This window comes from Kitasatospora sp. NPDC096204 (genome assembly GCF_044763205.1).
GTDB lineage: Bacteria > Actinomycetota > Actinomycetes > Streptomycetales > Streptomycetaceae > Kitasatospora.
Genome location: NZ_JBIWFT010000016.1, coordinates 31,176 through 58,006, shown reverse-complemented (window position 1 = coordinate 58,006; position 26,831 = coordinate 31,176). Strand labels below are relative to the sequence as shown.

Annotated in this window: 23 protein-coding genes; 13 read left to right on the top strand and 10 right to left on the bottom strand. The window is 72.6% G+C overall.

The features are described 5' to 3' along the window. Positions 1 to 229: 229 nt before the first annotated feature. The 3 genes from ACIQ87_RS19350 (at position 230) to ACIQ87_RS19340 (ending at position 3,650) form a co-directional block, all read left to right on the top strand. Complete coding sequence (locus tag ACIQ87_RS19350) at positions 230 to 1,774, top strand: hypothetical protein (RefSeq protein WP_402407995.1); 1,545 nt, start codon at positions 230 to 232, stop codon at positions 1,772 to 1,774. Positions 1,775 to 1,861: 87 nt separating this feature from the next. Continuing rightward, positions 1,862 to 2,239 (top strand): hypothetical protein, encoded by a 378-nt coding sequence (locus ACIQ87_RS19345; protein ID WP_402407992.1) that lies wholly within the window; start codon positions 1,862 to 1,864, stop codon positions 2,237 to 2,239. Positions 2,240 to 2,486: 247 nt separating this feature from the next. After that, positions 2,487 to 3,650 (top strand): ROK family transcriptional regulator, encoded by a 1,164-nt coding sequence (locus tag ACIQ87_RS19340; protein ID WP_402407991.1) that lies wholly within the window; start codon positions 2,487 to 2,489, stop codon positions 3,648 to 3,650. A gap of 139 nt (positions 3,651 to 3,789) precedes the next feature. Here ACIQ87_RS19340 and ACIQ87_RS19335 read toward each other — a convergent pair whose 3' ends face one another. Beyond that, positions 3,790 to 4,563: a GntR family transcriptional regulator gene (locus tag ACIQ87_RS19335; RefSeq protein ID WP_402407987.1), complete on the bottom strand. Its 774-nt coding sequence runs from the start codon at positions 4,561 to 4,563 to the stop codon at positions 3,790 to 3,792. Positions 4,564 to 4,917: 354 nt separating this feature from the next. On the opposite strand from ACIQ87_RS19335, the gene ACIQ87_RS19330 reads away from it, so the two are divergent. After that, positions 4,918 to 5,721 (top strand): exodeoxyribonuclease III, encoded by an 804-nt coding sequence (locus ACIQ87_RS19330; RefSeq protein WP_402407985.1) that lies wholly within the window; start codon positions 4,918 to 4,920, stop codon positions 5,719 to 5,721. A 212-nt stretch (positions 5,722 to 5,933) separates the two neighbouring features. Then, positions 5,934 to 7,067: an ISAs1 family transposase gene (locus tag ACIQ87_RS19325; RefSeq protein WP_402407982.1), complete on the top strand. Its 1,134-nt coding sequence runs from the start codon at positions 5,934 to 5,936 to the stop codon at positions 7,065 to 7,067. Positions 7,068 to 7,076: 9 nt separating this feature from the next. On the opposite strand, the gene ACIQ87_RS19320 is transcribed toward ACIQ87_RS19325, so the two are convergent. From ACIQ87_RS19320 to ACIQ87_RS19300, 5 genes are all read right to left on the bottom strand, one after another. Then, complete coding sequence (locus ACIQ87_RS19320; RefSeq protein ID WP_402407980.1) at positions 7,077 to 7,427, bottom strand: helix-turn-helix transcriptional regulator; 351 nt, start codon at positions 7,425 to 7,427, stop codon at positions 7,077 to 7,079. A gap of 237 nt (positions 7,428 to 7,664) precedes the next feature. Next, on the bottom strand, positions 7,665 to 7,943 hold the full coding sequence (locus tag ACIQ87_RS19315; protein WP_402407977.1) for a hypothetical protein: 279 nt from the start codon (positions 7,941 to 7,943) through the stop codon (positions 7,665 to 7,667). Between the two features lie 157 nt (positions 7,944 to 8,100). Beyond that, positions 8,101 to 9,786 (bottom strand): ABC-F family ATP-binding cassette domain-containing protein, encoded by a 1,686-nt coding sequence (locus ACIQ87_RS19310; protein WP_402407974.1) that lies wholly within the window; start codon positions 9,784 to 9,786, stop codon positions 8,101 to 8,103. Between the two features lie 79 nt (positions 9,787 to 9,865). Then, the gene (gene abc-f / locus ACIQ87_RS19305; protein ID WP_402407971.1) at positions 9,866 to 11,500 is read right to left on the bottom strand and encodes a ribosomal protection-like ABC-F family protein; all 1,635 of its coding nucleotides are present in this window, start codon (positions 11,498 to 11,500) and stop codon (positions 9,866 to 9,868) included. 124 nt (positions 11,501 to 11,624) lie between these two features. Next, positions 11,625 to 12,458: an SDR family oxidoreductase gene (locus ACIQ87_RS19300; RefSeq protein ID WP_402407969.1), complete on the bottom strand. Its 834-nt coding sequence runs from the start codon at positions 12,456 to 12,458 to the stop codon at positions 11,625 to 11,627. A gap of 212 nt (positions 12,459 to 12,670) precedes the next feature. Between ACIQ87_RS19300 and ACIQ87_RS19295 the strand changes: the two genes are divergently transcribed. The 6 genes from ACIQ87_RS19295 (at position 12,671) to ACIQ87_RS19270 (ending at position 18,697) form a co-directional block, all read left to right on the top strand. Continuing rightward, positions 12,671 to 13,015 (top strand): hypothetical protein, encoded by a 345-nt coding sequence (locus ACIQ87_RS19295; RefSeq protein ID WP_402407966.1) that lies wholly within the window; start codon positions 12,671 to 12,673, stop codon positions 13,013 to 13,015. A 58-nt stretch (positions 13,016 to 13,073) separates the two neighbouring features. Further along, on the top strand, positions 13,074 to 13,433 hold the full coding sequence (locus ACIQ87_RS19290; RefSeq protein ID WP_402407964.1) for a hypothetical protein: 360 nt from the start codon (positions 13,074 to 13,076) through the stop codon (positions 13,431 to 13,433). Between the two features lie 47 nt (positions 13,434 to 13,480). After that, complete coding sequence (locus tag ACIQ87_RS19285; protein WP_402407962.1) at positions 13,481 to 14,815, top strand: alpha/beta fold hydrolase; 1,335 nt, start codon at positions 13,481 to 13,483, stop codon at positions 14,813 to 14,815. Positions 14,816 to 14,938: 123 nt separating this feature from the next. Then, complete coding sequence (locus ACIQ87_RS19280; RefSeq protein ID WP_402407959.1) at positions 14,939 to 15,103, top strand: hypothetical protein; 165 nt, start codon at positions 14,939 to 14,941, stop codon at positions 15,101 to 15,103. A 481-nt stretch (positions 15,104 to 15,584) separates the two neighbouring features. Continuing rightward, positions 15,585 to 15,911: a hypothetical protein gene (locus tag ACIQ87_RS19275; RefSeq protein ID WP_402407956.1), complete on the top strand. Its 327-nt coding sequence runs from the start codon at positions 15,585 to 15,587 to the stop codon at positions 15,909 to 15,911. Between the two features lie 65 nt (positions 15,912 to 15,976). Next, positions 15,977 to 18,697, top strand: coding sequence for an AAA family ATPase (locus tag ACIQ87_RS19270; protein ID WP_402407954.1), 2,721 nt, complete (start codon positions 15,977 to 15,979; stop codon positions 18,695 to 18,697). Positions 18,698 to 18,911: 214 nt separating this feature from the next. Here the strand turns inward: ACIQ87_RS19270 and ACIQ87_RS19265 are convergent, their stop codons facing one another. After that, positions 18,912 to 19,772, bottom strand: coding sequence for an alpha/beta fold hydrolase (locus tag ACIQ87_RS19265; RefSeq protein WP_402407951.1), 861 nt, complete (start codon positions 19,770 to 19,772; stop codon positions 18,912 to 18,914). A gap of 212 nt (positions 19,773 to 19,984) precedes the next feature. On the opposite strand from ACIQ87_RS19265, the gene ACIQ87_RS19260 reads away from it, so the two are divergent. Further along, a complete protein-coding gene (locus tag ACIQ87_RS19260) occupies positions 19,985 to 21,613 on the top strand; it encodes a tannase/feruloyl esterase family alpha/beta hydrolase (protein ID WP_402407948.1) in 1,629 nt (542 codons plus the stop codon). A 78-nt stretch (positions 21,614 to 21,691) separates the two neighbouring features. Here ACIQ87_RS19260 and ACIQ87_RS19255 read toward each other — a convergent pair whose 3' ends face one another. Both ACIQ87_RS19255 and ACIQ87_RS19250 read right to left on the bottom strand, forming a co-directional pair. After that, on the bottom strand, positions 21,692 to 21,892 hold the full coding sequence (locus tag ACIQ87_RS19255; RefSeq protein WP_402407945.1) for a hypothetical protein: 201 nt from the start codon (positions 21,890 to 21,892) through the stop codon (positions 21,692 to 21,694). A 33-nt stretch (positions 21,893 to 21,925) separates the two neighbouring features. Continuing rightward, entirely contained in the window at positions 21,926 to 22,993 is a 1,068-nt protein-coding gene (locus ACIQ87_RS19250; protein ID WP_402407942.1) for an alpha/beta fold hydrolase, read from the bottom strand. A 231-nt stretch (positions 22,994 to 23,224) separates the two neighbouring features. Between ACIQ87_RS19250 and ACIQ87_RS19245 the strand changes: the two genes are divergently transcribed. Continuing rightward, positions 23,225 to 23,971, top strand: coding sequence for an alpha/beta hydrolase (locus ACIQ87_RS19245; protein WP_402407940.1), 747 nt, complete (start codon positions 23,225 to 23,227; stop codon positions 23,969 to 23,971). Positions 23,972 to 23,980: 9 nt separating this feature from the next. Here ACIQ87_RS19245 and ACIQ87_RS19240 read toward each other — a convergent pair whose 3' ends face one another. Next, on the bottom strand, positions 23,981 to 26,806 hold the full coding sequence (locus tag ACIQ87_RS19240) for an AAA family ATPase (protein WP_402407937.1): 2,826 nt from the start codon (positions 26,804 to 26,806) through the stop codon (positions 23,981 to 23,983). Positions 26,807 to 26,831: the final 25 nt, after the last annotated feature.

Here is a 26,831-nt window from a genome sequence, read left to right as displayed (position 1 = left end):
TCGGTCAGGCCCGTTCGGGTCCATTGATCCAGTACCCGAACCACCTGTCAAGGGATCGCACAGAACTTCCGGAATGTGCGGTTCCGACCACTTCGCGGTGAGTTCGCCTCGGCAGCTTGGCTGTCCGATATGAAAATCATTACAGAAGCTTGACTTGCTACCGGCCTCCCGCGCCCCGCCCCCGTGGTTCAGTAGTGCGGTTTCTGCCCCGCACCCCGGAGTGATCACCGTGCCCACGACTCCCGCCCTGGTCAGCGCGCTGCGCGAACTCGGCGACCGACCCGCCGTCGTCGCCGACGGGCGCGCGATCAGCGGCATCGGCCTGCTGCTCGGCGTCTCCCCGCCGGGCGGCCTGCCCCGCGCCCTCGCCCGGCGCGTCGCCGAGCACGCCGCGCTGGCGCCCTCCGCCGCCCGGGCCGCCGAGCAGCGGCTGCGCTACTGGGCCGGTGTCCTCGGCGCGCCCCCGATCCGGCACACCGTGCTGCACCCCGTCACCGACCTCGCTGTCGAACTCGCCCTCGCCACCCTGCTGGCCGGCGGCACCGTCCACTGCGGCGACCCCGAGCAGCGGCCCGAACAGCAGCTCGAAGCCGTCGCCGCCGCTCGGGCCACCCACCTCAGCCTGCCCTCCGCCCTGCTCTGGCGGCTCAGCCGACAGCCCGGCCTCGCCGCCCACGACCTCGGCGCGCTGCGCCTGGTCCTGCACGTCGGCCCCGAACCCCGCCAGGAGGACGTGTACGCCGCCGTCGACGCGCTCGGCGCCGTCCTCGCCCACGTCCGCGCCCCGGACAGCAACGCCGAGGCCGCCGACCGCCGGCTGCGCGCCGACGCCGAGAGCGCCTCGGCCGCCGCCTGGAAGTACGCCATCGGCATCACCGCCGCCCAGGTCCGCGACTTCGGCGCCCAGCTCGACCGGGCCGTGCTCGCCTCGCTGCTGCACACCCTCCAGCAGAGCGGCGCGCTGACCGACCCCGCGCGCGGCTACCCCGAGGCCGAGGTCCTGGCCGCGGCCATGGTCACCCCCGCCCAGCGCCCCCTGGTCACCCGCTGGCTGGACGCACTCGCCCGGCACGGCCTGCTCACCCGTCAGGACGGCGGAGCCCAGGGACCGGTCTTCCACGGCGGGCCCGGACCGGCCGCCGCCGAGGTCCGGGAGACCTGGCGCCCGGCCGTCGAGACCTGGGCGGACGGACTCGGCCCGGCCGCCGCCCTGGACCGGGTCCGCCGCGGCGCCCTGCGGCTGCCCCGGCTGATCACCGGCGCGGAGGCCCCCCGACCGGCCGCCTCCCCGGTCCGCTGGGCCGCCGCCCGGGGCTTCCTCGGCGCCGCGCTCGGCGCGCTGGTGCGCGGCACCGCCGACGCCCACCAGGGGCCCGGGCCGCTGCGCGTCCTCGAACTCGACACCGAGGGCGGCGAGCCCGCCGTCGCCCGCGCCCTCGCCGCCCGGCCCCGGCCGAACACCGAGCACCACACCGCCCCCGACGGAGGCCGCTACGACGTCGTCATCGCGAGCGTGACCGGGCAGTCGGCGCGGGAGGTCCCCGAGCTGGTCGGGCTGCTCTCCCCCGGCGGCCGACTGCTGCTGCTCGCGCCCACCACCGAACAGCTCGACCTGTTGATCACCGGCGACCCCCACGGCCTCACCGCCCGTCCGGCCGAGCACTGGCGGGCCGCGCTCACCGCCGCGGGCTGCCCGACGGTGCTGACCCTGCCGGAGGAGGGGCACCCGATGGGGCTGCTGGGGCAACGGCTTTTCGCTGCGCGGGTGGACTGACGGGCGACGCCGGGGGGTGAGGCTTTTCGCTGCGCGGGCGGACTGACGGGCGACGCCGGGGGGTGAGGCTGGCTACGCTCAAGGGTCATGACCTCATCCACGCGTCCGGCCCGACCCGCCCGCGGGTCCCTCGCCTCCCTCGGCTCCCTCGGATCGCTACTGTCGATCGACTCCATCGGGTCGATCGGGTCCGTCCTGTCCATCGGGTCCATCGGGTCCATCCTCTCCGTCGGCTCGATCGGGTCCGTCCTCTCCATCGGCTCCATCGGGTCGATCGGGTCCATCGGCTCGATCGGGTCCATCCTGTCCGTCGGCTCCATCGGGTCGATCAGGTCGGCCTGTTCCACCCTCGGCGCCCTGTCGGCCGGCTCCCGGCTCAGCCTCGGCTCGCTGCTGTCAGAACGCTCCCGCCGGTCGGTGGGGCCCCGGCGGCTCGCCTGCCCGCCCGCCGTGGCCGGGCGGTGAAGTCCGGGTCACGCACCGCCACCCGATCCGTACCATTTCGATACCGAAGCCGGGATGAGCTGCGAAGATCCTCGCCGCCCGGGCCGGTCCCCGGGTAGGCTCCGCTTGTCCTCCGGCCCTCGCGCAGGCGGCCCCCTGCCGCCCTGCCGCGTTCTCCGGGGGCCGCAACCCCGCGGGCCATTCGGTGGGCACCGCGCACTCGACACCGCGCGCCAGGGCAGTCGCGCGAACGGCGAAGGGCATCGCATTGGCGGATCGGCTCACCGGAGGAGACTCCTCGCTGCTGCGGCGGATCAACGCGGCGGTCACGCTCCGGGCGCTGCGCAACGGCCACTCCGTGACCCTCACTCAGCTCGTCGGCGAGACCGGACTCTCCCGCCCGACGGTCGAGGGCGTGATCGAGGGCCTGGTCGAGACCGGACTGGTCGCCGAGGTCGACCAGCCGAGGGACGACGGCCAACCGGGCACCGGCCGCCGCGGCCGCCCGGCCCGCTGGTTCCGCTTCCGCGCCGAGGCCGGGCACATCCTCGGCATCGAGATCGGCGTGCACGACATCCGGGTCATCCTGGCCGACCTCACCGGCGAGGTGGTGGGCAGTCACTTCAAGCCCGTGGACGAGAGCCTCGACGCCGAGGACCGGCTCGCCGCCGTCCGCACCGCCGTCGCCGAGGTGCTACGCAAGGCCGGCATCTCCCGGGACAACCTGTGGTCGGTCGGCATCGGCACCCCCGGCATCGTGGACCGTGAGGGCACCATCCGGCTGGGCACCGCGATGCCCGGCTGGACCGGGCTCGACCTCGGAGCCCGGCTGCGGCGCTCCTTCCGCTGCCCGGTCCTGATCGAGAACGACGCCAACCTGGCCGCCATCGCCGAGCACTGGCAGGGTTCGGCGGTCGGCGCCGACGACGTCGTCTTTGTGATGGCCGGCCTCAGCCCCGGCGCCGGCTCCCTCATCGGCGGCAAGCTGCACCGCGGTTTCGGCGGCGCGGCCGGCGAGATCGGCGCCCTGCACCTGCTCGGGCAGGAAGTCACCCCCGAGCGCCTGCTCTCCACCACCGGAAAGCCCCTCAACCCGCTGGACGAGGCCGCCGTGGCCCGCGTGCTGCGGCTGGCCCGGGAGGGCGACGAGGTCGCCAAGGTCGCCATGGACCGCTTCCTGACCCGCCTCGTCCAGGGCGTCGCCGCGCTCGTCCTGGCCATCGACCCGCAGCTGGTGGTGGTCGGCGGCTGGGCGGCCGGCCTCGACGGCGTCCTGGACCCGCTGCGCGAACGCCTCGCCCAGTTGACCCTGCGCGCCCCGGAGGTCGCCCTGGCGGCCCTCGGCTCGGAGGTGGTGGCGATGGGCGCCCTGCGCGTCGCCCTCGACCACGTCGAGGAGCAGCTCTTCGCGGTCGACCCGCCCCGGGCCTGACGCCCCGGCGGGGCGGCTCCCCCCGTGGGCGGGGCGGCTCGCTCGTGGGCGGGCGTCACGTCACGTCTGCGGGCCAACGGCAAAGGCCCGGACGCCAGTTGGCGTCCGGGCCCCTACCTGAGGGTGTTCGGAAAATGGTTCAGGAGGCGGTACGGACCTCGGCCGCCGCGCCGACCGGGGTGACCTCGACGAGTCCGGCCTCGCCGAAGGTCAGCTTGCAGGTGTCCGCCCGGTAGGTGGAGACGGCCAGCGCCACCAGCCGGCCGGCCGAGGCGTACTGGGTGGTCATCACCAGCACCGGCGCGCCGGGCGGGCGCTCCAGCAGCGCGGCCTGCTCGGCCTCGGCGACGCCCAGCTCCACCGAGCGGGACTCGCCGTCCACCTCCAGGCGCTCCAGCTGGCGCAGCACCGAACGGGCGCGGTCGCTCTCGGCGCGGAATCCCGGCAGGTGCGGCAGGGCGGCGGCCGGGACGTGCAGTGCCTCGGTGGCCACCGCGCGGCCCTCGACCAGGCGGACCCGGCGCACGGTGTGCACGGTGGCACCCTCGGCGATGCCGAGGCCCTTCGCCAGCTGCGCGGGGGCGGGGGCGGTGGTGCAGTCGATCGTGCGCCAGGACTGGCTGCGCGCGGCGCCGGGCCAGCCCTCCTCCTGCCGGCTGACCGGGACGCCGACCCGCGGGGCGGCGATCAGGGTGCCGATCCCCCGGCGGCGCACCAGGCGGCCCTCCAGCTCCAGCTGGTCCAGCGCCTGCCGCAGCGTGGCCCGGGCGACGCCGAAACGGGCCGAGAGCTCGCGCTCGTTGGGCAGGACCTGACCGGTGGAGAACTCCGAGTCGATGGCCCGCAGCAGCACCGTGCGCAGGTGCCAGTACTTCGGCTCCGGCACCGCAGAAAGCTGTCCTGTCGTCCCCACCGTGTCCTCCACCCTGATGCTGTCCGCCCTGTAGCAAGGAGGGCGGATCCCGGGCCCACTGTCCGCTGTCGCGGCAGGTGGGAGAGCGGGCCTTTATCCGTCCTTCTTTATTAAAGGTCCTTGCAGTAAGTGACCCTAGGCGCTCCGTCCGGAGATGGTCAAGACCAATGACGCGGCTTGATGGGGCGCCCGCACATCTTCATGCCGCGTTCACGACAGCTCCTGTCAGCCACTGTCACCATCCACGTCGGCGCCCCGTCCGGGGCCGCGCCCGGGGCCGCGTCCACGCCCGCCGGGGCCTCGGCCCGCGCGTCACGATTCAGGTCGGCGACCACCAGTCGGTAGGCTGCCCGGGTGATCGTGGTGACGAGTGTGAACGTGAACGGAATCCGGGCAGCGGCCAAGAAGGGCTTCGTCGAGTGGCTGGCCGGCACCGAGGCGGACGTGGTCTGCCTCCAGGAGGTGCGCTCGGAACCCGCGCAGCTGCCCGTCGAGTTGCGCGACCTGGACGGCTGGCACGCCGTCTGGGCCCCCGCCGCCACCAAGGGCCGGGCCGGCGTCGCCGTCCTCTCCCGGCAGGAGCCGCAGCGCACGGTGATCGGATTCGGCTCCGAGGAGTTCGACGACTCGGGCAGGTACGTCGAGATCGACCTGCCGGGCCTGACCGTCGCCAGCCTCTACCTCCCCTCCGGCGAGGTCGGCACCGAGCGCCAGGACGAGAAGGAACGCTTCATGGCGGAGTTCCTCGTCCACCTCACCGCCCTGCGCACCCGCGCCGCCGCCGACGGCCGCGAGGTCGTCGTCTGCGGCGACTGGAACATCGCCCACCGCCCCGAGGACCTCAAGAACTGGAAGTCCAACCAGAAGTCCGCCGGCTTCCTCCCCGAGGAGCGCGCCTGGCTCTCCCGCGTCTACGACGAGGCCGGCTACGTCGACGTCGTCCGCGCTCTCCACCCCGACCGCACCGGCCCCTACTCCTGGTGGTCCTACCGCGGCCGCGCCTTCGACAACGACTCCGGCTGGAGGATCGACCTAGTTGTCTCTACAAAAACCCTGGCCGACAAAGCCGTCGAGGCCTACGTCGAGCGGGCGGCCACCCACGCCGACCGCTGGTCCGACCACGCACCGGTCACAGCGGTGTTCGATCTGAACAACTAGTCAACGGAGACGGGTAGTTCGACAGAATCAGGAGAAGGCCCCTGACGTGCAGCACTCCACACGTCGGGCAGGGGCGTTTCAAAGTCCTGGTGAGCGCGTGAGTCCGCAGGTCGCGGCGGTGCGAGGAGTGCGGGTCGGACCGTCACGAATGCAACGAAGCTCCGGTTGAACAGGGTGACCTTCCCAAGTCGCCCTGAACCACCGGAGCTTCGATGTGTCGCCAGTCTGCCACCGTCTGCCTGATCAAGTCGCCCGCTCTGGAGGGTGTGGCGGGATTGTCGCTGGTGGAGCGGTTGCGGCTGCTGCCGGATCCGCGTCGGCGCCGAGGGGTGCGTCACCCGTTCGTGGCGGTGCTGCTCGTCGCCGCCTCGGCGGTGGTCGCCGGCGCGCACTCGTACGCGGCCATCGGCCAGTGGTCCGCGAACGCTCCGCAGCGCACCCTGGCCCGCCTGGGCGCCCGGGTCGCGGGCGCACTGGGCTTGCGCGTCGCACCGAGCGCCACCACGATCCGGCGAATCGTCGGCCTGGCCGACCTGACCGGCGCTGATCCCTCCGGCTCGGACTCGATCGCCGTGGACGGCAAGGCCGCCCGCGGCTCCCGACACGGCACCTCGCCCGCCGCCCACCTGCTGGCCGCGATGACCGCAGACGGCCATACCGTCACCCAGCTGCGGGTTCCCGACAAGACCAACGAAATCACCTGCTTCACCGCGCTGTTGGAGCCCTTCGACCTGACCGGGGTCACCGTCACCGCCGACGCCCTGCACACCCAGCGCGCCCACGCGCACTTCCTGGTCGAGGCGAGGAAGGCCCACTACCTGCTGGTGGTCAAGGCCAACCAGCCAGAACTCCACCGCCGACTGCGGTCGCTGCCGTGGAAAGACGTCACCGCACGCCGCTACGACCGCGAGATCGGCCACGGCCGCAAAGAGACCCGCGTGACCAGGGCACTCACCGTCACCGGTCTCGGCCTGGACTTCCCCCACGCCGCCCAGGCCGTCCGCATCCTGCGCCACCGCACCGACCTCAAAACCGGCACCGTCAGCCGCCAGACCATCTACGCGATCACCGACCTGACCTCGCAGGAAGCCTCGCCCGAGCGGCTCGGCCGACTCGCCAGGTCGCAGTGGACCATCGAGAACAGGCTGCACTTCGTCCGCGACACCACCTTCGCCGAGGACGCTTCGAAGATCCGCACCGGCCACGGCCCCGACAACATGGCGACCCTGCGCAACCTGGCGATCAACACCCTCCGCGCCGCCGGGCACCGCAACATCGCCGCCGGCATCCGGCACACCTCCTACGAGCCATTCATCCGCCCGCTCGACCTGCTGGGCATCATGTGACCAGCACTGTTACAAGATCACGGGACTTTGCAACGGCCCTGCCGGAGCAGTGCCCTCGGCGGGATCGACCAGCGCACCCACCGCAGTGTCGTGGACCGTCCGGGACAGCTCGCGGAGCATCGACCGGTCATCCCGGCCCATTCCGCGCCGCGGAGCCTGCTGCCCGAGAATTACCGACACGTCGGAGTGAAGCGCCTCCGCGAGGCGCAATAGCGTCGGCAACGAAACGCTGCCGCCCTGCTCGGCCTTCTGAATCGTGTGCATCGACAGCCCGCTACGGGAAGCCAGATCAGCCTGGGTCTCCTTCCCCCGGAGCATCTTGATCCGCTCGCCGGTGGTGAAGTCCTGCCATTGACTCATTGGGTCTCCCCCTTCGCTGCTTCCGCTCTTGGACCGTACCCGTCTGATCACGCCTATGAAGGGCGTTCCCGGAGAGAGAGCGACTCCCCGAAACAAGACATGACGCGACATCAAAGACATGGATGGATTTACTGAGGCTCGCCGTGATGCAGGAACATCCGAACGCGGCAACAGGGCGGTGCCGACGGCGATGCCGTACGAGCGGCCGATGCTCGTGGCGTCGACCGGCAGCAGGACCTACGAGAGCCCCGCCGCCAGCGCCACTGTGCCCAGGGTCCCGGCCGTCCGGACCAGGACGTCGTCCAGCGTCATCGCGGTGTGCTCGACTGGAGCATCCTTGAGGAGGAGCAGGTCGCCGTCGCCGGGGTAGCTGCCGTTCTGGTGGGCGTCGAAGGGGTTGCCGTCCTGGGGATGCGTGCCGACGTCGGCGGCCTGTGGTTGCCGGATGCCGGGCTCTGGGAGCCTGTCGTCGCGGGCGAAGCCCCTTCGGGAGAGGATCGGATTGCTGGTTCTCATCCCAGTCCTTCTCTATGCCGAATGCGGGCATACGTGCCTGTGATTCTGCCCCCTGCATCACTGCTCTGACCTGTAACGCAAGGGTGTCATGGGAAGACGACAAGCACTGGAGGGGCCCGCCCCGCCGGACCCGCAGGCGGGACGGGCTCCCCATTGCCTACCGCATCACACCCCCGACGCAGTCACGCACCGGCTCGCGACCGTGGTGGCGCGCGGTCCCGGCCGGTTCGAGCCGCAGTTCGCGGCCCTGCCAGCGCTGGCGCAGCCAGCGGTCGTGGCTGGCGAGGACGATCGCGCCGGGACCGGTGCCGAGGGCGTCCTCCAGTTCGTCGCACAGCCGCGGGGAGAGGTGGTTGGTGGGTTCGTCGAGGAGCAGTAGTCGGGGCGGGTCGGCGACGAGAAGGGCCAGGGCGAGCCGTCGGCGCTGTCCGACGGACAGCCGGCCGACGGGTTTGTCGAGGTCTGCCGCGTGCAGCAGGCCGAGCGACTTCAACGGGACATCCTCGGCGCGTGCCGGGCCCAGTGCTCGCTGGTAGGTGTCGCGGACGGTGCGGTCGGGCCGGTCGAACACGGTGTCCTGGGTGAGCAGCCCGACCGTCAGCCCGGGGCGTCGGCTTACCGTGCCCTCGGCGGCGAGGTGCCCGGCGAGCACGGCGAGCAGCGTGGACTTGCCCGTCCCGTTGCCGCCCGTGACTAGCAGCCGGTCGGCCGCCGCCACCTCCAGGCCGTCCAGCGCGAGCCGGCCGGGCACCCGGACGTCCCGGAGCGACACCAGGGGCTGGGGGTTCCCCTCCTCGATGGCGGTGGCCAGGGCGCCGGCCGTGAACCGCAGCGGGCGCGGCGGCTCGGGGGCCTGGGCGCGCTCCAGCTCCTCCAGCCGGCGGGCGGCGTTGCGCACCCGGCGGGAGACCTGGCTCTGCACCCGGCCCGCCCGGTGGCCGTACCCCATCTTCTCGTTGTCGCGCGGCCCCCGGTCCGGTGCGACCAGGTGCGCGGTCACGCCGGCCGAGTGGCGCAGCTGTGCCAGCTCCTGCTGCTCCTCGGCGTAGCGCCGCTCCCAGCGCTCCCGCTCGGCGCGCCGCTCGCCCAGGTAGGCGCTGTAGTTTCCGCCGTAGCGGACCGGTCCGTCCACCGCGGGGTCGAGGTCGACCAGATGGGTGCAGACGGCGTCCAGGAACGCCCGGTCGTGGGAGGCGAGGACCACGGTGCCGGGCAGTTCACGGAGTTGCTCCTCCAGGAAGGCGGCGCCGCCGTCGTCGAGGTGGTTGGTCGGCTCGTCCAGCAGCAGCGCGGACGGCCGTCGGACGAGCAGCGCGGCCAGGGCGAGCCGGCCGCGCTGCCCGCCGGACAGCGAGCCGAGCGGGCGGTCGTGCCCGAGCGTGCCGAGGCCCAGCCCGTCGAGGACCAGGGCGGCGCGGCGGTCGGCGTCCCAGGACTCCCGGTACCGGGCCTGCTCCAGCCGCCTGCCGTAGGCGTCCAGGAGTTCCGCGTGGCCCGGGGCGCTCTCCGGGACACGGGCGATCTCCGCGCCGAGCCGGTCCAGTTCCGCGAGGTCCTCGCGGGCCTCGCGCAGCGCGTCGTCCAGGACGGCGGCGACGGTCGCGTCGGTCGCGAAGGGCATCTCCTGGTGCAGGAAGCCGAGGTCCGCGGGGCGCGAGACGCTTCCCGCGTCGGGTTCGTCCACGCCGGCGAGCACCCGCAGCAGGGTGGACTTGCCGGCGCCGTTCTCCCCGATCAGGCCGATCCGGTGGCCGGGGGCGGCGGTCAGGCTGACGCCGTCGAGGACGCGCCGACCGCCGAGGTCGCGGACGACGTCATGGGCGAGCAGGGCGTGCTGGAGCACGGGGAACCTTCCGAGGTGGGGGGTGGTGGGCCCGCCGGGCACGGAGCCTCGGGCGCGGGCCGGTTCACACGCCGGCGGTTCACAACGCGGGGGCCGCGGTCTCCTTCAGCGTGCCGTCGGCCAGCCGGAGCCAGCGGTTCACCCCGATCTCGGCGAGGAAGCGCTCGTCGTGACTGACCACCAGGAAGGCGCCCTGGTAGGAGTTCAGGGCGCTCTCCAACTGCCCGGCGCTGACCAGGTCGAGGTTGTTGGTCGGCTCGTCGAGCAGCAGCAGGTGCGGGGCGGGCTCCGCGCACAGCACGCAGGCCAGGGTGGCGCGCAGTCGCTCGCCGCCGGAGAGCACCCCGACCGGCAGATGGGCCCGGGCGCCGCGGAACAGGAAGCGGGCGAGCAGGTTCATCCGCTCCGTCTCGGGCCGCTCGGGGGCGAACGCGGCGAAGTTCTCCGCCACGGTGCGGTCGAGGTCCAGCAGGTCCAGGCGCTGCGAGAGGTAGGCGATCCGCCCGTCGCTGCGCCTGATCTCCCCGCCGTCCGGGGCGAGTTCGCCGGTGACCAGGCGCAGCAGGGTGCTCTTGCCCGCGCCGTTGGGCCCGGTCAGCGCGATGCGTTCGGGGCCGCGGACGCTCAGGTCGACACCGCCGTCCGCGAACACCGGCCGGCCGGCGTGGCGGACCTGCAGGCCCTCGCCGAGGAAGAGGTTGCGCCCGGCGGGCACCTGGGTGTCGGGCAGCTCCAGGGAGAGGCGCTGCTCCTCGCGCAGGGCGCGTCCAGCCTCGTCGAGCCGGGCCTTGGCCTCGCCGACCCGGGCCGCGTGCATCTGGCCGGCCCGGCCCGCGGACTCCTGGGCGCCGCGCTTCATGTTCCCGGCGAAGATCCGGGGCAGGCCGGCGCTCTTGAGGTTGCGGGCGGCGTTGCTCTGGCGGCGTTCGGCGCGTTCGCGGGCCTGCTGCATCTCCCGCTTCTCCCGCTTCAGCTCCTGCTCGGCGTTGCGGACGTTCTTCTCGGCGACCTCCTGCTCGGCCCGGACGGCCTCCTCGTAGGCGGTGAAGTTCCCGCCGTAGAAGCGCAGTTCGCCGTTGCCGAGTTCGGCGATGTGCTGCATCCGGTCGAGCAGCGCGCGGTCGTGGCTGACCAGCAGCAGGCAGCCGTTGAAGTCCCCCAGCACGTCGTGGAGCTTGTGCCGGGCCTGCGCGTCGAGGTTGTTGGTCGGCTCGTCGAGCAGCAGCACGTCGGGGCGCTTGAGCAGCTGGGCGGCGAGGCCGAGGGAGACGATCTGGCCGCCGCTGAGCGTGCTCAGACTGCGGTCCAGGGCGAGGCCGGTCAGGCCGAGGCGGTCGAGCTGGGCACGGGTGCGCTCCTCGATGTCCCAGTCGTCGCCGATGGTGGTGAAGTGCCGCTCGTCGACGTCCCCGGACTCCACGGCATCGATGGCCCGGATGACCGCGGCGACGTCGAGCACCTCGGCGACGGTGAGGCCGGAGGCCAGGGGGAGGCTCTGACGGAGGTAGCCGAGCCTTCCGGTGACCGTCACCGAGCCGGTGGCGGGCTTGAGTTCACCGGCGATCAGCTTGAGCAGGGTGCTCTTGCCGGCGCCGTTGGGGGCGACCAGGCCGGTCCGGCCGGCGGGCACGGTGAAGGACAGGTCGTGGAAGACCCGGGTGTCGTCGGGCCAGGCGAAGGAGACGTTCGAGCAGACGACGGCAGCGTCGGACATGGAGATGACCTCGAAGGAAAGCGGGCAGGAGGGTAGAGCTCTGCCCTGGCAGACGTGCGGAAAATGGGTACGACGAAACGGACCATCCCGGCGGCGGCGCTCCTGAAGCACCGGCCGATGGCCGTCAGATCCGGATCTCACCCGGAGATGTCGTCGTCACCCGCCACGTCTGCCACTCCTCGATCACACGAATACAGATCACATCGAATGTAACAGACATTGCGACGTTGAGGATGGTTCCGGTGACGAAGGACGCGGCCGGTGAGGCGAGCCAGGTGATGGCTTCGGCGACTTCGGTGGGGCGGCCTATCCGGTTGACGGGCTGGAGGGCTGCGATGACGGCCTCGTTCCAGGTGCCGGCCTCGATGGTGGTGTTGAGAATGTCGGTCTTGATCGAGGCGAGGGCGACCGCGTTGATGCGGATGCCGTCGGTGGCGCACTCCAGTGCGGCGGACTTGGTGAGGCCGACCACGGCGTGCTTGGTGGCGGAGTAGTTGGCCGCGTAGCGGATGCCGCCGAGGCCCGCGATCGAGGCCAGGTTGACGATGGAGCCGCCGGGGGTGTCCTGGGCCAGCATCTGCTGGATCTGGTACTTCATGCCCCAGAAGACGCCGAGCACGTTCGTGGTGAGCATCTGCTGGAAGCGGCTGGTGGGTTCGTCGGCCAGGCGGCCGCGGTCGAGGGAGATCCCGGCGTTGTTGACCGCGACGTCGAGTCGGCCGTAGCGCTCGACGGTGGCCGTGATGAGGGCGGCGACGGACTCCTCGGAGTCGACGTCGGCGGCGACGAAGGCGGCCTCGCCGCCGTTGTCGCGGATCTCGCGGGCGACGGCTTCTCCCGCTTCCTTGCGGCGGCCGGAGACGACGACGGCGTGGCCGACGCGGGCCAGGGCCAGGCTGGTCTCCCTGCCGATGCCGGTGGTGGCCCCGGTGACCAGGGCGACGCTGGAGACGCTCATGACGATGGACCTTTTTCGCGAACAGGTGGGTTCGGGCGGCGATCACCACAGTGCCCGTCGGCGACGGGACCGCACATCGGTCATCTGACTGCGCCCGTGAATCGGTGGAGCCCCGTTCACCCAGCACCTGCGAGCACCGTCAAATGACCGATGCCGAACGACGGTGCGGAGCCAAGGATGGAGAGTGCACGCCCGCTCCGAAGGGACTCAGCATGTCCGTACCCCCCGTCATCAGCAGCCCGCTGTCCGATGGCGCCCGAGAAGTCGCCGGCAGCGCCCTCCAGGCGACCCTGGTCGACCTCCTCGATCTCGCCCTGGTGGCCAAGCAGGCGCACTGGAACCTGTACGGTCCGCGGTTCGGCTCCGTGCACGTGCAGCTTGACGAAGTGGCCGCCATCGCCCAGAACTTCTCAACGTCTGCCACCGTCATCCGCCGACTGCGCGAGCGCGTCGGCCCGGCCGGCGAGGCGGATGCCGTAACCGAGGACCTGCTGACCGGGCTCATCGCCGAACTGGAGAAGCAGAGCTGGATGTTCCAGGCGGAGAACCGGGTCTGAGCCCTCCTATGGCAATACCTCCGGCAACACCGTCACACCGACAGAGAAGGTGGTTCACATGTTCACACCCAAGGCCGTGCTCCTCGGCTCGGCCGCCGCGGCGACCGTCGCCGCCGCCGTGCTGGGCATCGGCGCCGGATCGGCGCACGCCGCCGGCTGGCCCCCGTTGCAGCCGGGCGCCCACCTCTACTCGGGCACCGGCGGGAGCGGCGCGGTGACCACGGTCGACCTCGACGATCTCGGCACCTGCCACACGCTGTCGGCGCCCGCCCGCTCGGTCCAGGTCGTCTCCGGCTCCGCGTCCGTGGTGCTGTACGCCGGCGCGGGCTGCACCGGCGCCCACCCGTGGGCCACCGGCTCGCTGGTCCAGTCCAACCTGCCGTGGCCGGTGCTGAGTTACAGGGTGGTCCCGGCCTGACGGCGGGTGGAACACCTCACCTTCCGTTTCGACACAAGGAGTCCTCGATGGCAGCGCACGAAGCCATGAGCAGGCCCGGCACCGGTCGACGCCGCTTCCTCGGTCTCGCGGCGGCCGGTGTCGTCGCCGGACAGGTCGGCCTGTCCGCCCCAGGCCAGGCGGCCACCGGCCGGGAGGCGGAGCCCGGCGGCGCACCGCGGCCAGGCGCGGGTATCCGCCCGTTCCGCATCAAGGTCCCGCAGGCGGACCTCAACGACCTGCGGCGGCGCGTCCGCGCGACCCGGTGGCCCGACCGCGAGACCGTCGGCAGCCGCACCCAGGGCGCTCAACTGGCGAAGATGCGGCCGCTGATGGAGTACTGGGGCACCCGGTACGAATGGCGCACCCTCGAGGGGCGCCTCAACGACCTGCCGCAGTACATCACCGAGATCGACGGGCTGGACATCCAGTTCGCCCACATACGCTCCCGGCACGCCGGCGCCATGCCGATGCTGATGACGCACGGCTGGCCCGGCTCGATCGTCGAGCTGCTCAAGGTCATCGGCCCGTTGACCGACCCCACGGCGCACGGCGGGCGCGCCCAGGACGCCTTCCACCTGGTCCTGCCGACCCTGCCCGGCTACGGCTTCTCGGGCAAGCCGACCAAGCCCGGGTGGAACTTCCCCCGCACGGCGCGCGCTTTCCACGAGCTGATGATGCGCCTCGGGTACCCGGAGTACGTCTCGCAGGGCGGCGACCACGGCGCGATCCTCTCCGAGGTGCTCGCCGTCCAGCAGCCGAAGGGCCTGCTCGGCATCCACATCAACATGCCGGGGACCGTGCCGGACGACGTCCTGCGCCGGGTGCGCAACTTCGACCCGACCCCGGCGAACCTGTCGGCCGAGGAGAAGCGGGCGTACGACCGGCTGGTGCACTTCTACCGCGACGGCTTCGGCTACGCGGCGATGATGAACCAGACCCCCCAGACGATCGCCTACTCCCTCACCGACTCCCCGGTGGGCATGGCGTCCTACTACTACGACAAGTTCGCGGAGTGGACGGACTCCGATGGTGAGCCCGAGAAGGTCCTCACCTACGACGAGATGCTCGACGCGATCTCGATGTACTGGCTGACCGGCACCGGCGCGTCCTCGTGCCGGCTGTACTGGGAGGGCGCCCAGTCCGGCGGCGGACCGTTCAACGCGGTGTCCATTCCGAAGGTGCCGGTCGCAGTGACGGTCTTCCCCGCCGAGATCTACCCCGCACCGCGCAGCTGGGGCGAGCGGACCTTCGGCAACATCATCCACTGGAACGAGGTCGACAGAGGCGGCCACTTCGCCGCCTGGGAGCAGCCACAGCTACTGGCCGAAGAACTCCGCGCCGCCTTCCGGGTGTTGAGGTAGTTCCGGCGAGGACCGCGCCAAGAGATGTGCCCGGGGTCGCCGTGCCGGCGGCGACCCCGGGTCTTTCCCATCCATTGTTCGAACGGGGGAGTCTGTGTCCAAACTCTTCGAGGTGGCAGTCTGTTGACGGCCGTCCTCGCCGCCGTCCTCGCCCTGCTCGTGGGACCGGCCGTGCCCGCGTCGGCGACCACCGGCGAAGGCACCATGTGGTACGGGGAGACCGAGGACGGTGTCAACCTGATGTCCAGTGACACCATTTCGGAGGCCCGCAGTCCCCTCGGCGTCTAGGTCCAGGTCTGGCGCGGGAACGACAACAACCGCGTCTGGATATCACTGAACAACGGAGGGCCGGTGGTCTTCCCGGGCCCCGAGACGCTGGTAGCGCCCCGGGTGGTGTGGACCACCAACGGCTTCTACATCTTCCACACCGGAACCGACGGGCGGATCTACTCCACGCAGCCGCGGTTCACCCTGGGCGGGATCCCCTCGCAGAGGTCGGCCCGGAAACTGCTGGTCGCCCGCGGGGAACGTGGTCACCCGGCCCCACCCTGTCGCCGTCCGTCATCCAGCTCCGCAACAACCAGATGTTTCTCTCCTGGGGGAGCGCGAAAGACCTCAGCCAGTACACCGCCTACTTCGACGGAGCGAACTAGAGGGAGGCCGTTCAGGTTCCTGGGATTGGAGCGAGACGGCCAACTCCTTGGTTTACAGCACCTAATGGAATCAGATCGCCGTCGTCCACCGCGGAGTGGACGGACACGCTTACGTCATGACGCAGCAATACGGCGAGAACCGCTGGTCCCAGCCGGAGCTGCTCGACGGCGCCCTGCCGATCGTCGGAGCCCCCAGCGTCGCGTTCACCCGGGACACGGGCGACGCCCTCATCGTCGTCCTGGGCACCTCGCCCACCAGCAACCACCAGGCGTACCCAGGCCAGTGGACCGAGCGCAGTTGGAGCCGTTTCCAGCACGAGAACACGCTGGCCGGCATCCGGAACAACCTCTGGCTGACGGCAACCGCCCGGAGCGTCTTCCTCATCGCCACCTTCGCCCAGGGCTACGTCTTGTTCAAGACCGGCTTCGACCGGGCCCCGTAGCAGTGCCGGCGGGTTCGTACAATGGGGGCGTAGCTCCTCCGGGAGGAACTCCTGCCGGAGGTGCCATGCCGCCGCACGCGAAACACCAGCTGCTCGGGCGTACCCGGGAGTTGGCGGTGCTGGACCGTCTGCTGCGGGAGGTGCGCGACGGGCGCAGCCGGGTGCTGGTGCTGCGGGGTGAGGCGGGCGTCGGCAAGTCGGCGCTGCTCGATCATCTGGCCGGGGAGGCAGGGGGGTCGCAGGTCGTCCGTGCGGCGGGGGTCGAGGCCGAGGCCGAGTTCGCCTACTCGGCCCTCCAACGGCTGTGTGCCCCGCTGTTGCCGCAGCTCGATCGACTGCCGGCGGTGCAGCAGGACGCGCTGCGCGTCGCGTTCGGCCTGAGTGCGGGGAACCCGCCCGAGATGCTGCTGGTCGGGATCGCGGTCCTCGGTCTCTTCGCCGAGGCGGCGGCCCGGTCACCGCTGGTGTGCCTGGTCGACGACGCGCAGTGGCTGGACCTGATGTCCCAGCGGATCCTGGCGTTCGTCGGGCGTCGGCTGGACGCCGAATCGGTGGCGCTGGTGTTCGCCGAGCGGACCACCGACGGGAAGGGGGACGAGGGTCTCTCCGGTCTGCCGGACCTCCTCCTGCGCGGGCTGGCCGACGCCGACGCCCGGGCACTGCTCGACGGCGTGCTGCCGGGGCCGGTCGACGCCCGGGTGCGGGACCGGATCGTCGCCGAGACCGGTGGGAATCCGCTCGCCCTGCTGGAGTTGCCCCGGGGCCTGTCGCCGGCGGAGCTGGCGTTCGGCTTCGCAGGGCCCGGCGCCGGCCCGTTGGCGACCCGGGTCGAGGAAGGCTTCCGTCGGCGCGTCGACGCGCTGCCGGCCGACACCCGCGCCCTGCTGCTGGTCGCGGCGGTCGAACCGGTCGGCGACGGGCCGCTGTTGTGGCACGCGCTGCGCCTGCTGGGCATCGGGCTCGAAGCCGCGGCACCGGCCGAGACCGCGGACCTGATCACCCTGGGCGCCCCGGTGCGGTTCCGGCACCCGCTGGTGCGTTCGGCGGTCTGGCGCGGCGCGGACGCCGCCGCCCTGCGGGCGGCTCACCGCGCCCTGGCCGAGGCCACCGACGCCGCGCGCGACCCCGACCGGCGGGCGTGGCACCGGGCCCACGCCGCGGTCGGACCGGACGAGCAGGTCGCCGCCGCACTGGAGCGCTCCGCCGACCGGGCGCTGGCGCGCGGTGGCCGGGCGGCCGCCGCGGCCTTCCTGGAACGTGCCGCCGCGCTCACCCCCGATCCGAAGGAGCGGGCGCGGCGCGCGCTGGCGGCCGCGGCAGCCCATGTCGCCGCGGGCGTGCCGGCCCGGGTGCCCGACCTGCTCGCCGCCGCCGAACTGGGGCCGCTGGACCGGCTGCAGCAGGCCCATGCCGGCCGGCTGCGGGCCAAGGCGTCGTCCATGACCGACTCGGGGAGGGGCGCGGTGCAGCCTCTGCTCGACGCGGCGGGCCGGTTCAGGGACCTCGACCCGGCCGCCGCGCGGGAGACCTGCCTAGCGGCGTTCGACGCGGCCCTCTGGGCCGGCCGGTACGACGAAGGCGCACTGCGCCGGGTCGCCGAGGCCGCTCGCGACCTGCCGCCCGGCGAGGAGACGGCGGGTGTCTTCCTCCGGGCCCTGGTCACCTGGACCGTGGACGGGCCGGCCGCCGCCTTCCCGCTACTGGCGCGGGCGCAGCGCTCGCTCACCGAGGAGGAGGACCCGTCCGTCCTGTGGGCGGCCGCGAACGCCGCCCCGGTGCTGGGCGACCTCCCGGGCTGGCTGGACATTGGCGACCGGGCGGTCCGCTTCGCCCGCCGGACGGGAACACTGTCGGTCCTCTCGACGGCGCTGCCCTACCAGGCGGCCTCGTTGAGCTACGCGGGGCGCTTCGCCGAGGCCGAGGACCTGCTGGCCGAGGCCGCGGCCATCGAGAAGGCCACCGGCACGGTGCCGCGCACGGCCACAGCGGCTTTGATCAGCGCGTACCGTGGACGGGAACGACCGGCCCTGGAAGCGATCGAGGCGATGGAACACGAGGGCGCGCAGCGCGGCCTGGGACGACTCGTCGGCGTGGCGGCGTGCGCCCGGGCCGTGCTCCATAACGGCCTGGGCAACTACGCGCTCGCCCTGGAGGCGGCGCTGCGGGGCGCGGAGCACCAGGACCTCGTCGTGTACCAGTGGACCTGTGGCGAGCTGGTCGAGGCCGCGACCCGGGCCGGCGACCCGGCCGCGGCGGCCCGGGCATGCGAGCGGCTCGCCGACTGGAGCCGGGCCGGCACCCCCTGGGCCCTCGGTGCGCACGCGGTCGCCGAGGCCCTGGCCGGAGCACCGGAGAATGCCGAGGACCGCTACCGCGAGGCCGTCGACCACTTCGGCCGGGGCGGGCTCCGGGTATTCGAGATCCGGGCCAAACTGTTGTTCGGAGAGTGGCTGCGCCGCCAGAACCGGCGCGCCCAGGCCCGTACCGAACTGCGGGCGGCGCACGAGGCGGCGACGGCGACGGGCATGGAGGCGTTCGCCGAGCGGGCCCGGCGCGAACTGCTCGCCACCGGCGAGACCGTCCGCAAGCGGGCCCCCGGCGCGCCGGTCCTGACCCCGCAGGAGGGGCAGATCGCCCGCCTCGCGGCCGGCGGGCACCCGAACGCGGAGATCGGAGCGCGGCTGTTCCTCAGCCCCCGCACGGTCGAGTGGCACCTGCGCAAGGTCTTCGTCAAGCTGGGGATCTCGTCCCGCCGTGAGCTCGACGGCGCCCTGGCCGGGCAGTAGCCACGGGTTACGGCAGCGCCGTGCGCAACTCCCGCCGTGAGCTTATGCGGAGCTTGGTGAACACCTTGCGCAGGTCGCCCGAGCGGGCGCCGGATCCGCTCGGGCGAGACGAGCCGGGAAGGCGGAGGATGTTGGCGGGGGGTCCGCCCTCCCGGCGTTCAGGGGCCGCTGTTCAGCGGACGGGGTGTGACGGGTCGCGGCCGCCGGGCAGGGCCTAGCGGGTGGCGCGGGCGGCCTTCTCGACGACCCCGGCCACCAGGCCCGGGTGGGACACCGCGACGGAGTGGGACGCGGCCACCTCGGTGGTGTGGGCGTGGGCGCGATCGGCCATGAACCGCTGGGCGGCGGCCGGGATGTTGAGGTCCTCGGTCGTGACGATGTCCCAGCTGGGAACGGTCTGCCAGGCGGCGGCGGTGGCCTTCTCCTCCAGCGCGGCCTGGGCGATCGGCCGCTGCGATGCAGCCGCCAGCGCGGCCTTGTCGGCCGGGACGTCGGCGGCGAACTGGGCCCGGAACTTGTCCTGCTGGATGTACAGGTCAGTGCCGGTGCTGCCGTCGGCGTTGGTGAACGGCACCGGGTCCAGCGTGCCGGGCAGGGTGGACCCGGGGAACCGGTTGGTCAGCTGCAGCGCGGACTCTCCCGGCGCGGGCAGGAACGCGGCGACGTAGACGAGGGCCTTGACCCGCGGCTCGCCGACGGCGGCCTCGCTGATGACCGAGCCGCCGTAGGAGTGGCCGACCAGGACGACGGGGCCCTTGATGTGGTCGACGACGCTGCGCAGCGCGGCGGCGTCGGAGGCCGGGCCGCGCAGCGGGTTGGCGGCGGCCACCACCGGGTAGCCGTCGTGGCGCAGCCTGGCGATCACGCCGTCCCAGCTGGAGCCGTCGGCGAACGCGCCGTGCTCCAGGACGACGGTCGGCTTCGGGCCCCGGTCGGCGGCCGAGTCCTCGGTCGCGGCGTTCGCGGCGTTCGCGGTGCCAGCGACGGCGAACGCGCCGACGGTGGCGATCGCACCGGCCCCGGCACCGGCCCCGGCGACGAAGCGGCGCAGGCGGTTGCTCTCGATGCTGAACATGGGAACGCTCCAAGGGGTTTGAGCAGCGCAGTGGATCTGGCGGTCCTCACTGTCGCCCTTGGGCCGTTCCCGGCGCATCGGTCATGTGACTCCATGCTTCCGGCCGTTCCGGTCCTCGGAGCCGTCCCGCCGACTTGCGTCAGGTGACTGATGTGCCGCCACCGCCTGGGCCACCACAGTGAGGGCGCCGTCCCCGATTCCGAGGAGAGATCATGAAACGACGGTTCCTGACCATCGTCGCGGCCTGTGTACCCCTGGCCGCCGCCGCGGCCATCTCCACACCGGCGAGCGCGTCGGCGTCCCTCGCCGTCGCCGGCCCCTCGTCCTTCACCTGCGCTCCGTCCACGCTGCCGGCCCCGGAGGGCACCGCGGTGGAGTCCGTGACCGCGGCCGCCGTGCCGGCCGGCACCTTCCAGGTGCCCGGGGTCCCGCCGCTCGGCGGCTTCCCGGTGCCGGACGTCCCGGCGCACTGCGAGGTGACGGTCACGCTGACCCATCCCGGCGCGAACGACCACGCCAAGGTGAACGTCTGGCTGCCGCGGACGGGTTGGAACGGCCGCTTCCAGGCGATCGGCGGTCTCGCCTACGCCGCCGGGGACAACGGCGCCGGGCTCGCCGCGGCCGTCAAGCAGGGCTACGCCGCCGCCACGACCGACGCCGGCGTCGGCGGAGCCCTGGAGACCAGCTGGGCGCTGGACGCCTCCGGACGCGTCAACACCGCGCTCCTGGACAACTTCTCCTCCCGCTCCGCGCACGAGATGGCGCTGGTCGGCAAGCAGGTCGTGGCCGACGTCTACGGCAAGGCGGCGTCCTACTCCTACTGGAACGGCTGTTCCACTGGCGGCCGCCAGGGCTACATGGAGGCCCAGCGCTACCCGAACGACTTCAACGGCATCAACGCCTCGGCGCCGGGCATCAACTGGAACCAGTTCGAACTCGCCACCCTGTGGCCGCAGGTCGTGATGAACGAGGCGCACACCTACCCGACCGGCTGCGAGTTCGACGCCTTCAAGCGGGCCGCCCTCAAGGCCTGCGACAAGCTCGACGGCGTCGCCGACGGCCTGATCAGCGACCCGGAGCGGTGCGACTTCGACCCGCGCCGCCTGGTGGGCACGCGGATCGAGTGCGACGGCAAGCAGGTCACCGTCACCGAGGCGGACGCCGAGGTGGTCCGCAAGATCTGGGACGGCCCGCGCGACGTGAACGGCAAGCGGCTCTGGTACGGGCTGCCGATCGGCGCCGACTTCCTCCCCCTGGCGGCCACCAAGACCGACGCGAACGGGGTTACCACGGGCGCGCCGTTCTTCGTCCCGTCGGTGTGGGCCGCCACGTTCGTGCAGGAGCAGCCCTCGTTCGACACCGCGACCCTCACCACCGCGAAGTTCGAGGAGCTCTTCCGCAAGGCCCGCGCCGAGTACGACCCGGTCATCGGCACCCGGGACGCGGACCTCTCAGCATTCCGCGACGCTGGCGGCAAGCTGATCACCTGGCACGGCGACGCCGACCAGCTGATCCCCACCGCGGGCACGGTCGACTACCGCAAGCGCGTGGACGAGGAGATGAGCGGCACGAGGAAGGTCGACGACTTCTACCGGCTCTTCCTGGCACCGGGCGTCTCGCACTGCGGCCTGGACGGCGGCAAGGTCGACGACCTGGCGTCACTGACCGCCTGGGTCGAGCACGGCAAGGCACCGGCGGTTCTGCACGCCACCCTGACCACCGCCACCGGTGGGACCGTCGCCCGTGACCTGTGCCGCTACCCGATGGTCTCCCGCTACACCGGCCACGGTGACCCGAACGCCGCGAGCAGCTTCCGCTGCGTCCGCCCCTCGCGCGGCTGAGACCGGCGGGACAACACGTTCGGGTCCGTCCCCCGGGCGGGTACGGACCCGAACACTGTCGTACGTGACCCGCTGCGCTCAGAGACCCAGATCCGCCGCCAGACAGGAGAACCTCACCGCCAGCGCGTCGGGGTCGTGGACGTCCACCGCCCGGTACGCCGGCGGCACCGCCTTCTCTTCGACCATGTCCTCGAAGGGGACACGTTCCGGGAGCGCGCCGAACCGGGCCTTGCGGACTGCCGCCGCCTGTCCGTTCGTGCTGGGACCAGGATCACTCACGTCCGTACCTCCTGTGGTCGGCATGCGCGTGGGTCAGAGGTGGTCGGCGTCCACCACGGCCTGGGCGAAGGCCGTCGGCGCCTCCTGCGGCGCGTTGTGGCCGACGCCGTCGAGCAGGCGGTGCTCGTACCGGCCGGTGAAGAACCGCCGGTACCCGCTGCCGTCGGTGGTGGGCAGGAACGGGTCGAGGGCGGGGTCCACGGCGATGGCCGGCACGGTGACGGCGGGCCGGGCCGCGAGCAGCTGCTCGTAGCGCTCGTAGCGGGGCTCGCCGTCGGCCAGGCCCAGGCGCCAGCGGTAATTGTGGATCACCACGGCGGCGTAGTCGGGGTTCTCGAAGGCCGTGGCGGTGCGCTCGAAGGTGGCGTCGTCGAACTTCCAGGTCGGGGAGGTCTCCTCCCACACCAGCCGACACAGGTCGTGCCGGTTCTGCCTGGTCTCCATGGCGATGCGGCCTCGGTCGGTGGCGAAGTAGTACTGGTACCACCAGGTGTGCTCGGCCTTCGGCGGCAGCGGGTTCCGCTGCGACGGGAGGTTGACGATGAGGTAACCGCTCACCGCCACCAGGGCCTTGACCCGCTCCGGCCACAGCGCCGCGACGGTGCCGGCGGCCCGCGAGCCCCAGTCGAAGCCGGCCAGCACCGCCTTGTGGATCTTGAGTGCGTCCATCAGGGCGATGACGTCGACGGCGATCGCGGCCTGCTGCGCGTTGCGGACGGTCGTCGGGGACAGGAAGGTGGTGGTGCCGTGGCCCCGCAGGTACGGCACGATCACCCGGTAGCCGGCGTCGGCCAGCAGCGGCGCCACGTCGACATAGCTGTGGATGTCGTAGGGCCAGCCGTGCAGGCAGATGACCACCGGGCCGTGCGCGGGCCCGGCCTCGGCGTAGCCGATGTCGAGCACGCCGGCCCGGACCCGCTTCAGCACGGTGAACGCGCTGTGGGTGCCCGGGGCGATGGTCGGGATGACCGGGGCCGGGCGACCGGGCCGCTCGGAACCGGCCGCGAAGGCAGCCGGAGCGTTCGACGCCGCGCCGACCGACACCGCCGTGGCGCCCATGCCGAGGCCGACTGCCTTGGTGAACGTACGCCTGTTGATCATGTCCGATCCTTCCTGGAGGCCCGCTGTTGCCTCCACTGTTCTTCGGCAACCGGCGCGACACATCAGTCACATGACGCCGAGACACCCGAAGAGGCGTGAAGGCTCTGCCGGGCCGCCACATTCAGTCATTCGACTGTTTCCGCCGTGCTTTCGCTCGGTGATCCTCAAAGGAGCGCCGCGATGCCGGCGGATCGTCGCGTGCCGTCGTGTGTGCAATCGGAAGGTCTGGCCGTGAAGCAAACCCCCGTCGTCTTCATCCACGGTGCGTGGTTCCACAGGTCCTCCTGGGAGGGCTGGGCCGAACGGTTCACCGCGTACGGCTACGCGGTGTGCGTCCCGGACTGGCCCGGCGAGGCCCCCACCGCCGACCAGGTCCGCCGCGATCCCGGGCCGCTACGCGACCTCGGGCTCGCCGCGCTCACCGCCCACTACGAGAGGATCGTGCGCGCCTTCGACAACCCGCCGGTCCTGATCGGGCATTCGGCCGGCGGCCTCATCGCCCAGCACCTCCTCGGAGCCGACCTCGGCAGTGCCGCCGTCGCCCTCGCGCCGCTGCCCGCCGGTTCGACCCGGTACCCGGGCTGCGAGCCGCTGTCGCGCGCGTGGTTCCGGCACGTCGTCGCCAACGCGGTCGGCGAGGAGGAGGCTACGGAGCTCTTCGACCGGTACGCCGTACCGGCCCCGCTCAGGCTGCTCACGGACCTGGGACGCGGGGCCGCCGACACCGTGGTGGACACGGCCAATTCGGCGCGCGGGCCGCTCCTGCTCGTGTCCGGGCAGGAGGACCGGATGGTCCCGGACGCCGTGACCCGCGCGGTCTACAAGCTCTACGGAGACTCCTCCGCCGTGACCGATCTGAAGCAGTTCGCCGATCGGGGGCACTCCCTGGTGTTCGACAGCGGCTGGCGCCCGGTCGCCGACCACGTCCTCGCCTGGCTGGCCGCGAACGGCATCGAGGCCGTGGCCGCACAGGGCTGAGCGCGGGCGTCAGACCTGCGCCGCGTCGGTCCGGCTCAGGGTGTCGGTCCGGCTCAGCGCGTCGCGCAGCGCCGCCCGGGCCGTGATGCCCAGCTTGGGGAACACGCGGTACAGGTGTGAGCTGACGGTGCGCGGCGACAGGTGCATCCGCTCGCCGATCTCCTTGTTCGTCAGACCGCCGGCGGCCAGGTCGGCGATGCGGCGTTCCTGCCAGGTCAGCGAGGCCAGGTTCAGCGTCGAGACGCGGGGCGCGGTCCCAGTGGCGCGCAGTTCGGCCCGGGCCCGCTCGGTCCAGCCGGCCGCGCCCAGCCGCTCGAACGCCTCGGCCGCCGGAACCAGGTACGGCCGCGCCGCCGCCAGGCCCTGGACGTGGCGCATCCGGATGCCGTGCGCCAGCCGGATCCGGGCCAGTTCGAACGGGAAGCGGGCGGCGTCCGGGTGGGATTCGGCCCGGACGAACATCTCGGCGGCCTCCCGTTCGTTCTCGGCGGTCATCGCCAGCGCGCCGTAGGTGATCAGCGCCAGGCGGGGCGACACGGACGGCAGGCCGGCGTCGCGGGCGGCGAGGGCGTGAGCCCGGGCCTGCTCGACGCGTCCGGTGTGCTGGGCGGCCTCGGCGAGATCGAGCAGGGTGCGCGAGGCCTGGTACGCGTAGGGCCGGAACGTGCCCGGCTGCGTGATCCCGATGGCGTAGAGGTACGCGGTCTCGTAGTCGCCGGAGCCCAGCGCGGCGGTCGCGCCGGCTGAGTCGGCGACCTGGGTCAGGAACCCCAGTCCGCGCGGGCGGGCCCAGGCGTCCACCTCGGCCTGGAGGTCCCGCGCCCGCCCGACCTGCCCGCGCAGCGCGGCGAGCTGGGCCAGGTACGCGCGGCTCTGGGCGGCGAACAGGTGGTGGCCGTGCTCGGTCGCCAGGTCCAGGCCGCGCTGTCCGGTTTCCTCGGCCTGGGGCCATTCGCCGGCCGCCATCTGGTCGAGCATGATCTGGTGCAGCATGACCATCCCGGTGGCCACGGCTCCGGTCTCCAGCTCGCGGTCCACCACCCGCTGGAGGTGGGGGCGGTAGTGGCTCAGGAGGTCGAGGTGGTACGCGGCCACGCCGAACCGAGTGACGTCCCAGGGCTCCGGATTCGACAGGTTGGCGGCGGCCTGTCGCACCGGCCCGGCCCAGCCTGCCCCGTGCCTGGTCACATCGCTCCAGGTGTCGCTGAAGAGGCGCGAGTGTTCGGTGACGAGGTCGCCCATGGAGGCCAGGAGTTCGCGTGTGTTCTCCCAGACCGCGCGGTCCCCGCTGTACTGGCTGATCGCCAGGAGGAGGACCACCAGCCGGGTGAGGACCTCCTCCGGCTCGGCCGAGCCGGAGGCCGTCCCGGCGTCCCGGAGCTTCTCGATCGCGGCCGAGACCCGCCGGTGGGTGGAGCGGACGTCCCCGTCCTGGTAGAGCGCCCGGTAGGCGGCTGCCAGCACCGAGGCCGGCGACTCCGTCGAGCCGGGCGCGAGGTCCGCCTGGACCAGTCGGTGCGCCTGGCCGAGGCGGGCGGCGTGAGCGGCGACGAAGGACGCGTCGGTCAGGCGCCGGGAGCGGCCGGTGTGGTTCTCGCTGAGCTCGGCGGCGCGGGTCAGCCAGCTCACGGCGGCCAGCGCGCCGCCGCGCCGGGTCGCCGACTCGGCCGCCGCCTCCAGGACGTCGGCGACCTCCTCATCCGGATCGACCGTCGCCGCCGCCAGGTGCGTCGCCCGGCGTTCGAGGTTCTCCCGGTGAACCTGTGCCAGCGCCAGGTGCGCGGCGCGGCGCTGGTTGGGAGTGGCCATCCGCACGACGGCGGAACGCACCAGCGGGTGGCGGAAGACGAGATCACCGGTGACCACGTCGATGTCCAGCAGCCCGGCGGCCACCGCCGGGTCGGCGTCGCGCATGGCGTAGCGGGTGCCGGGGACGGCGTTGGTGCCGCTCGAGGATCCGGCGCCGCGCGGGGTTCCGGCTCCGTCGAGCGCGCCCGTCAGGAGTTCGGCCCGGACCTGCTCGTCGAGGGCCGCGATGCGGGCGCCGTACAGCCGTTGCAGCCGCCGGGGCAGCGGCACGCCGCGCTGACCGATGAGGTCTTCGATCGGGAGGTCGCTCGACCGGCCCGCGAAGTGGGCGGGCAGCTCCACCAGGGCCAGCGGGTTGCCCCGGGCCTGGTCCAGGACGATCCGGCGGGCCTGTCGGCCCAGATCCGGATATCGGTGGTCCAGTAGAAGTGCCGCCTCCTCGTCGGGGAGGGCGTCGACCGGCAGCTCGGGCAGTGCGGCGGTGTCGAAGCGCGACGTGAGGTCGGTGCGGACCGCGACCAGCATCTTCGCCGGGCCGCCGGCCAGGCGCCGGCCCACGAAGCCGCAGACGTCGGCGCTGGAGTCGTCCAGCCACTGCCCGTCGTCGAGGACCAGCAGCAGCGGCCGCTGCGCGGCGGCGAGCGACAGCAGGCTGAGAACGGCGATGCCGAGCGTCATGACCGAGGGCGGATCGCCCTGCACCCCGCCGAACACGGCATCGAACACCGCCCGGGTCCCGTCGTCCAGCCGCTCGACGTCGGCCAGCAGCGGATGGAGGAACTGGTGCAGCCCGGCATAGGACAGCTCGGACTCCGCCTCGACGCCGGCGGCCCGGACCACCACGTGGCCTTCCTGCTCCGCCAGCGCGACGGCGTGGCCCAGCAGCGAACTCTTGCCGACCCCCGCCTCCCCGCGCAGGACGAGCGCCCGGCCCGTGGCGGACCCGAGGAACTCCGCGAGCTGCGCCCGCTCCTCCTCGCGGCCCACCATCGTCGTGGTGACACCCCACCGCTGCGACCCAGTCATGCCCCGGCCCCTTCCCGCATTCGCC

What these genes read in the sequence shown, in the direction of transcription:
- ACIQ87_RS19325 (WP_402407982.1), top strand. Translation starts at nt 5,934, where the DNA reads ATGTGTCGCCAGTCTGCCACCGTCTGCCTGATCAAGTCGCCCGCTCTG.
- ACIQ87_RS19260 (WP_402407948.1), top strand. Translation starts at nt 19,985, where the DNA reads ATGAAACGACGGTTCCTGACCATCGTCGCGGCCTGTGTACCCCTGGCC.
- ACIQ87_RS19290 (WP_402407964.1), top strand. Translation starts at nt 13,074, where the DNA reads ATGTTCACACCCAAGGCCGTGCTCCTCGGCTCGGCCGCCGCGGCGACC.
- ACIQ87_RS19265 (WP_402407951.1), bottom strand. Translation starts at nt 19,772, where the DNA reads ATGTTCAGCATCGAGAGCAACCGCCTGCGCCGCTTCGTCGCCGGGGCC.
- ACIQ87_RS19295 (WP_402407966.1), top strand. Translation starts at nt 12,671, where the DNA reads ATGTCCGTACCCCCCGTCATCAGCAGCCCGCTGTCCGATGGCGCCCGA.
- ACIQ87_RS19275 (WP_402407956.1), top strand. Translation starts at nt 15,585, where the DNA reads ATGACGCAGCAATACGGCGAGAACCGCTGGTCCCAGCCGGAGCTGCTC.
- ACIQ87_RS19345 (WP_402407992.1), top strand. Translation starts at nt 1,862, where the DNA reads ATGACCTCATCCACGCGTCCGGCCCGACCCGCCCGCGGGTCCCTCGCC.
- ACIQ87_RS19285 (WP_402407962.1), top strand. Translation starts at nt 13,481, where the DNA reads ATGGCAGCGCACGAAGCCATGAGCAGGCCCGGCACCGGTCGACGCCGC.
- ACIQ87_RS19240 (WP_402407937.1), bottom strand. Translation starts at nt 26,806, where the DNA reads ATGACTGGGTCGCAGCGGTGGGGTGTCACCACGACGATGGTGGGCCGC.
- ACIQ87_RS19315 (WP_402407977.1), bottom strand. Translation starts at nt 7,943, where the DNA reads ATGAGAACCAGCAATCCGATCCTCTCCCGAAGGGGCTTCGCCCGCGAC.
- ACIQ87_RS19250 (WP_402407942.1), bottom strand. Translation starts at nt 22,993, where the DNA reads ATGATCAACAGGCGTACGTTCACCAAGGCAGTCGGCCTCGGCATGGGC.
- abc-f (WP_402407971.1), bottom strand. Translation starts at nt 11,500, where the DNA reads ATGTCCGACGCTGCCGTCGTCTGCTCGAACGTCTCCTTCGCCTGGCCC.
- ACIQ87_RS19270 (WP_402407954.1), top strand. Translation starts at nt 15,977, where the DNA reads ATGCCGCCGCACGCGAAACACCAGCTGCTCGGGCGTACCCGGGAGTTG.
- ACIQ87_RS19320 (WP_402407980.1), bottom strand. Translation starts at nt 7,427, where the DNA reads ATGAGTCAATGGCAGGACTTCACCACCGGCGAGCGGATCAAGATGCTC.
- ACIQ87_RS19300 (WP_402407969.1), bottom strand. Translation starts at nt 12,458, where the DNA reads ATGAGCGTCTCCAGCGTCGCCCTGGTCACCGGGGCCACCACCGGCATC.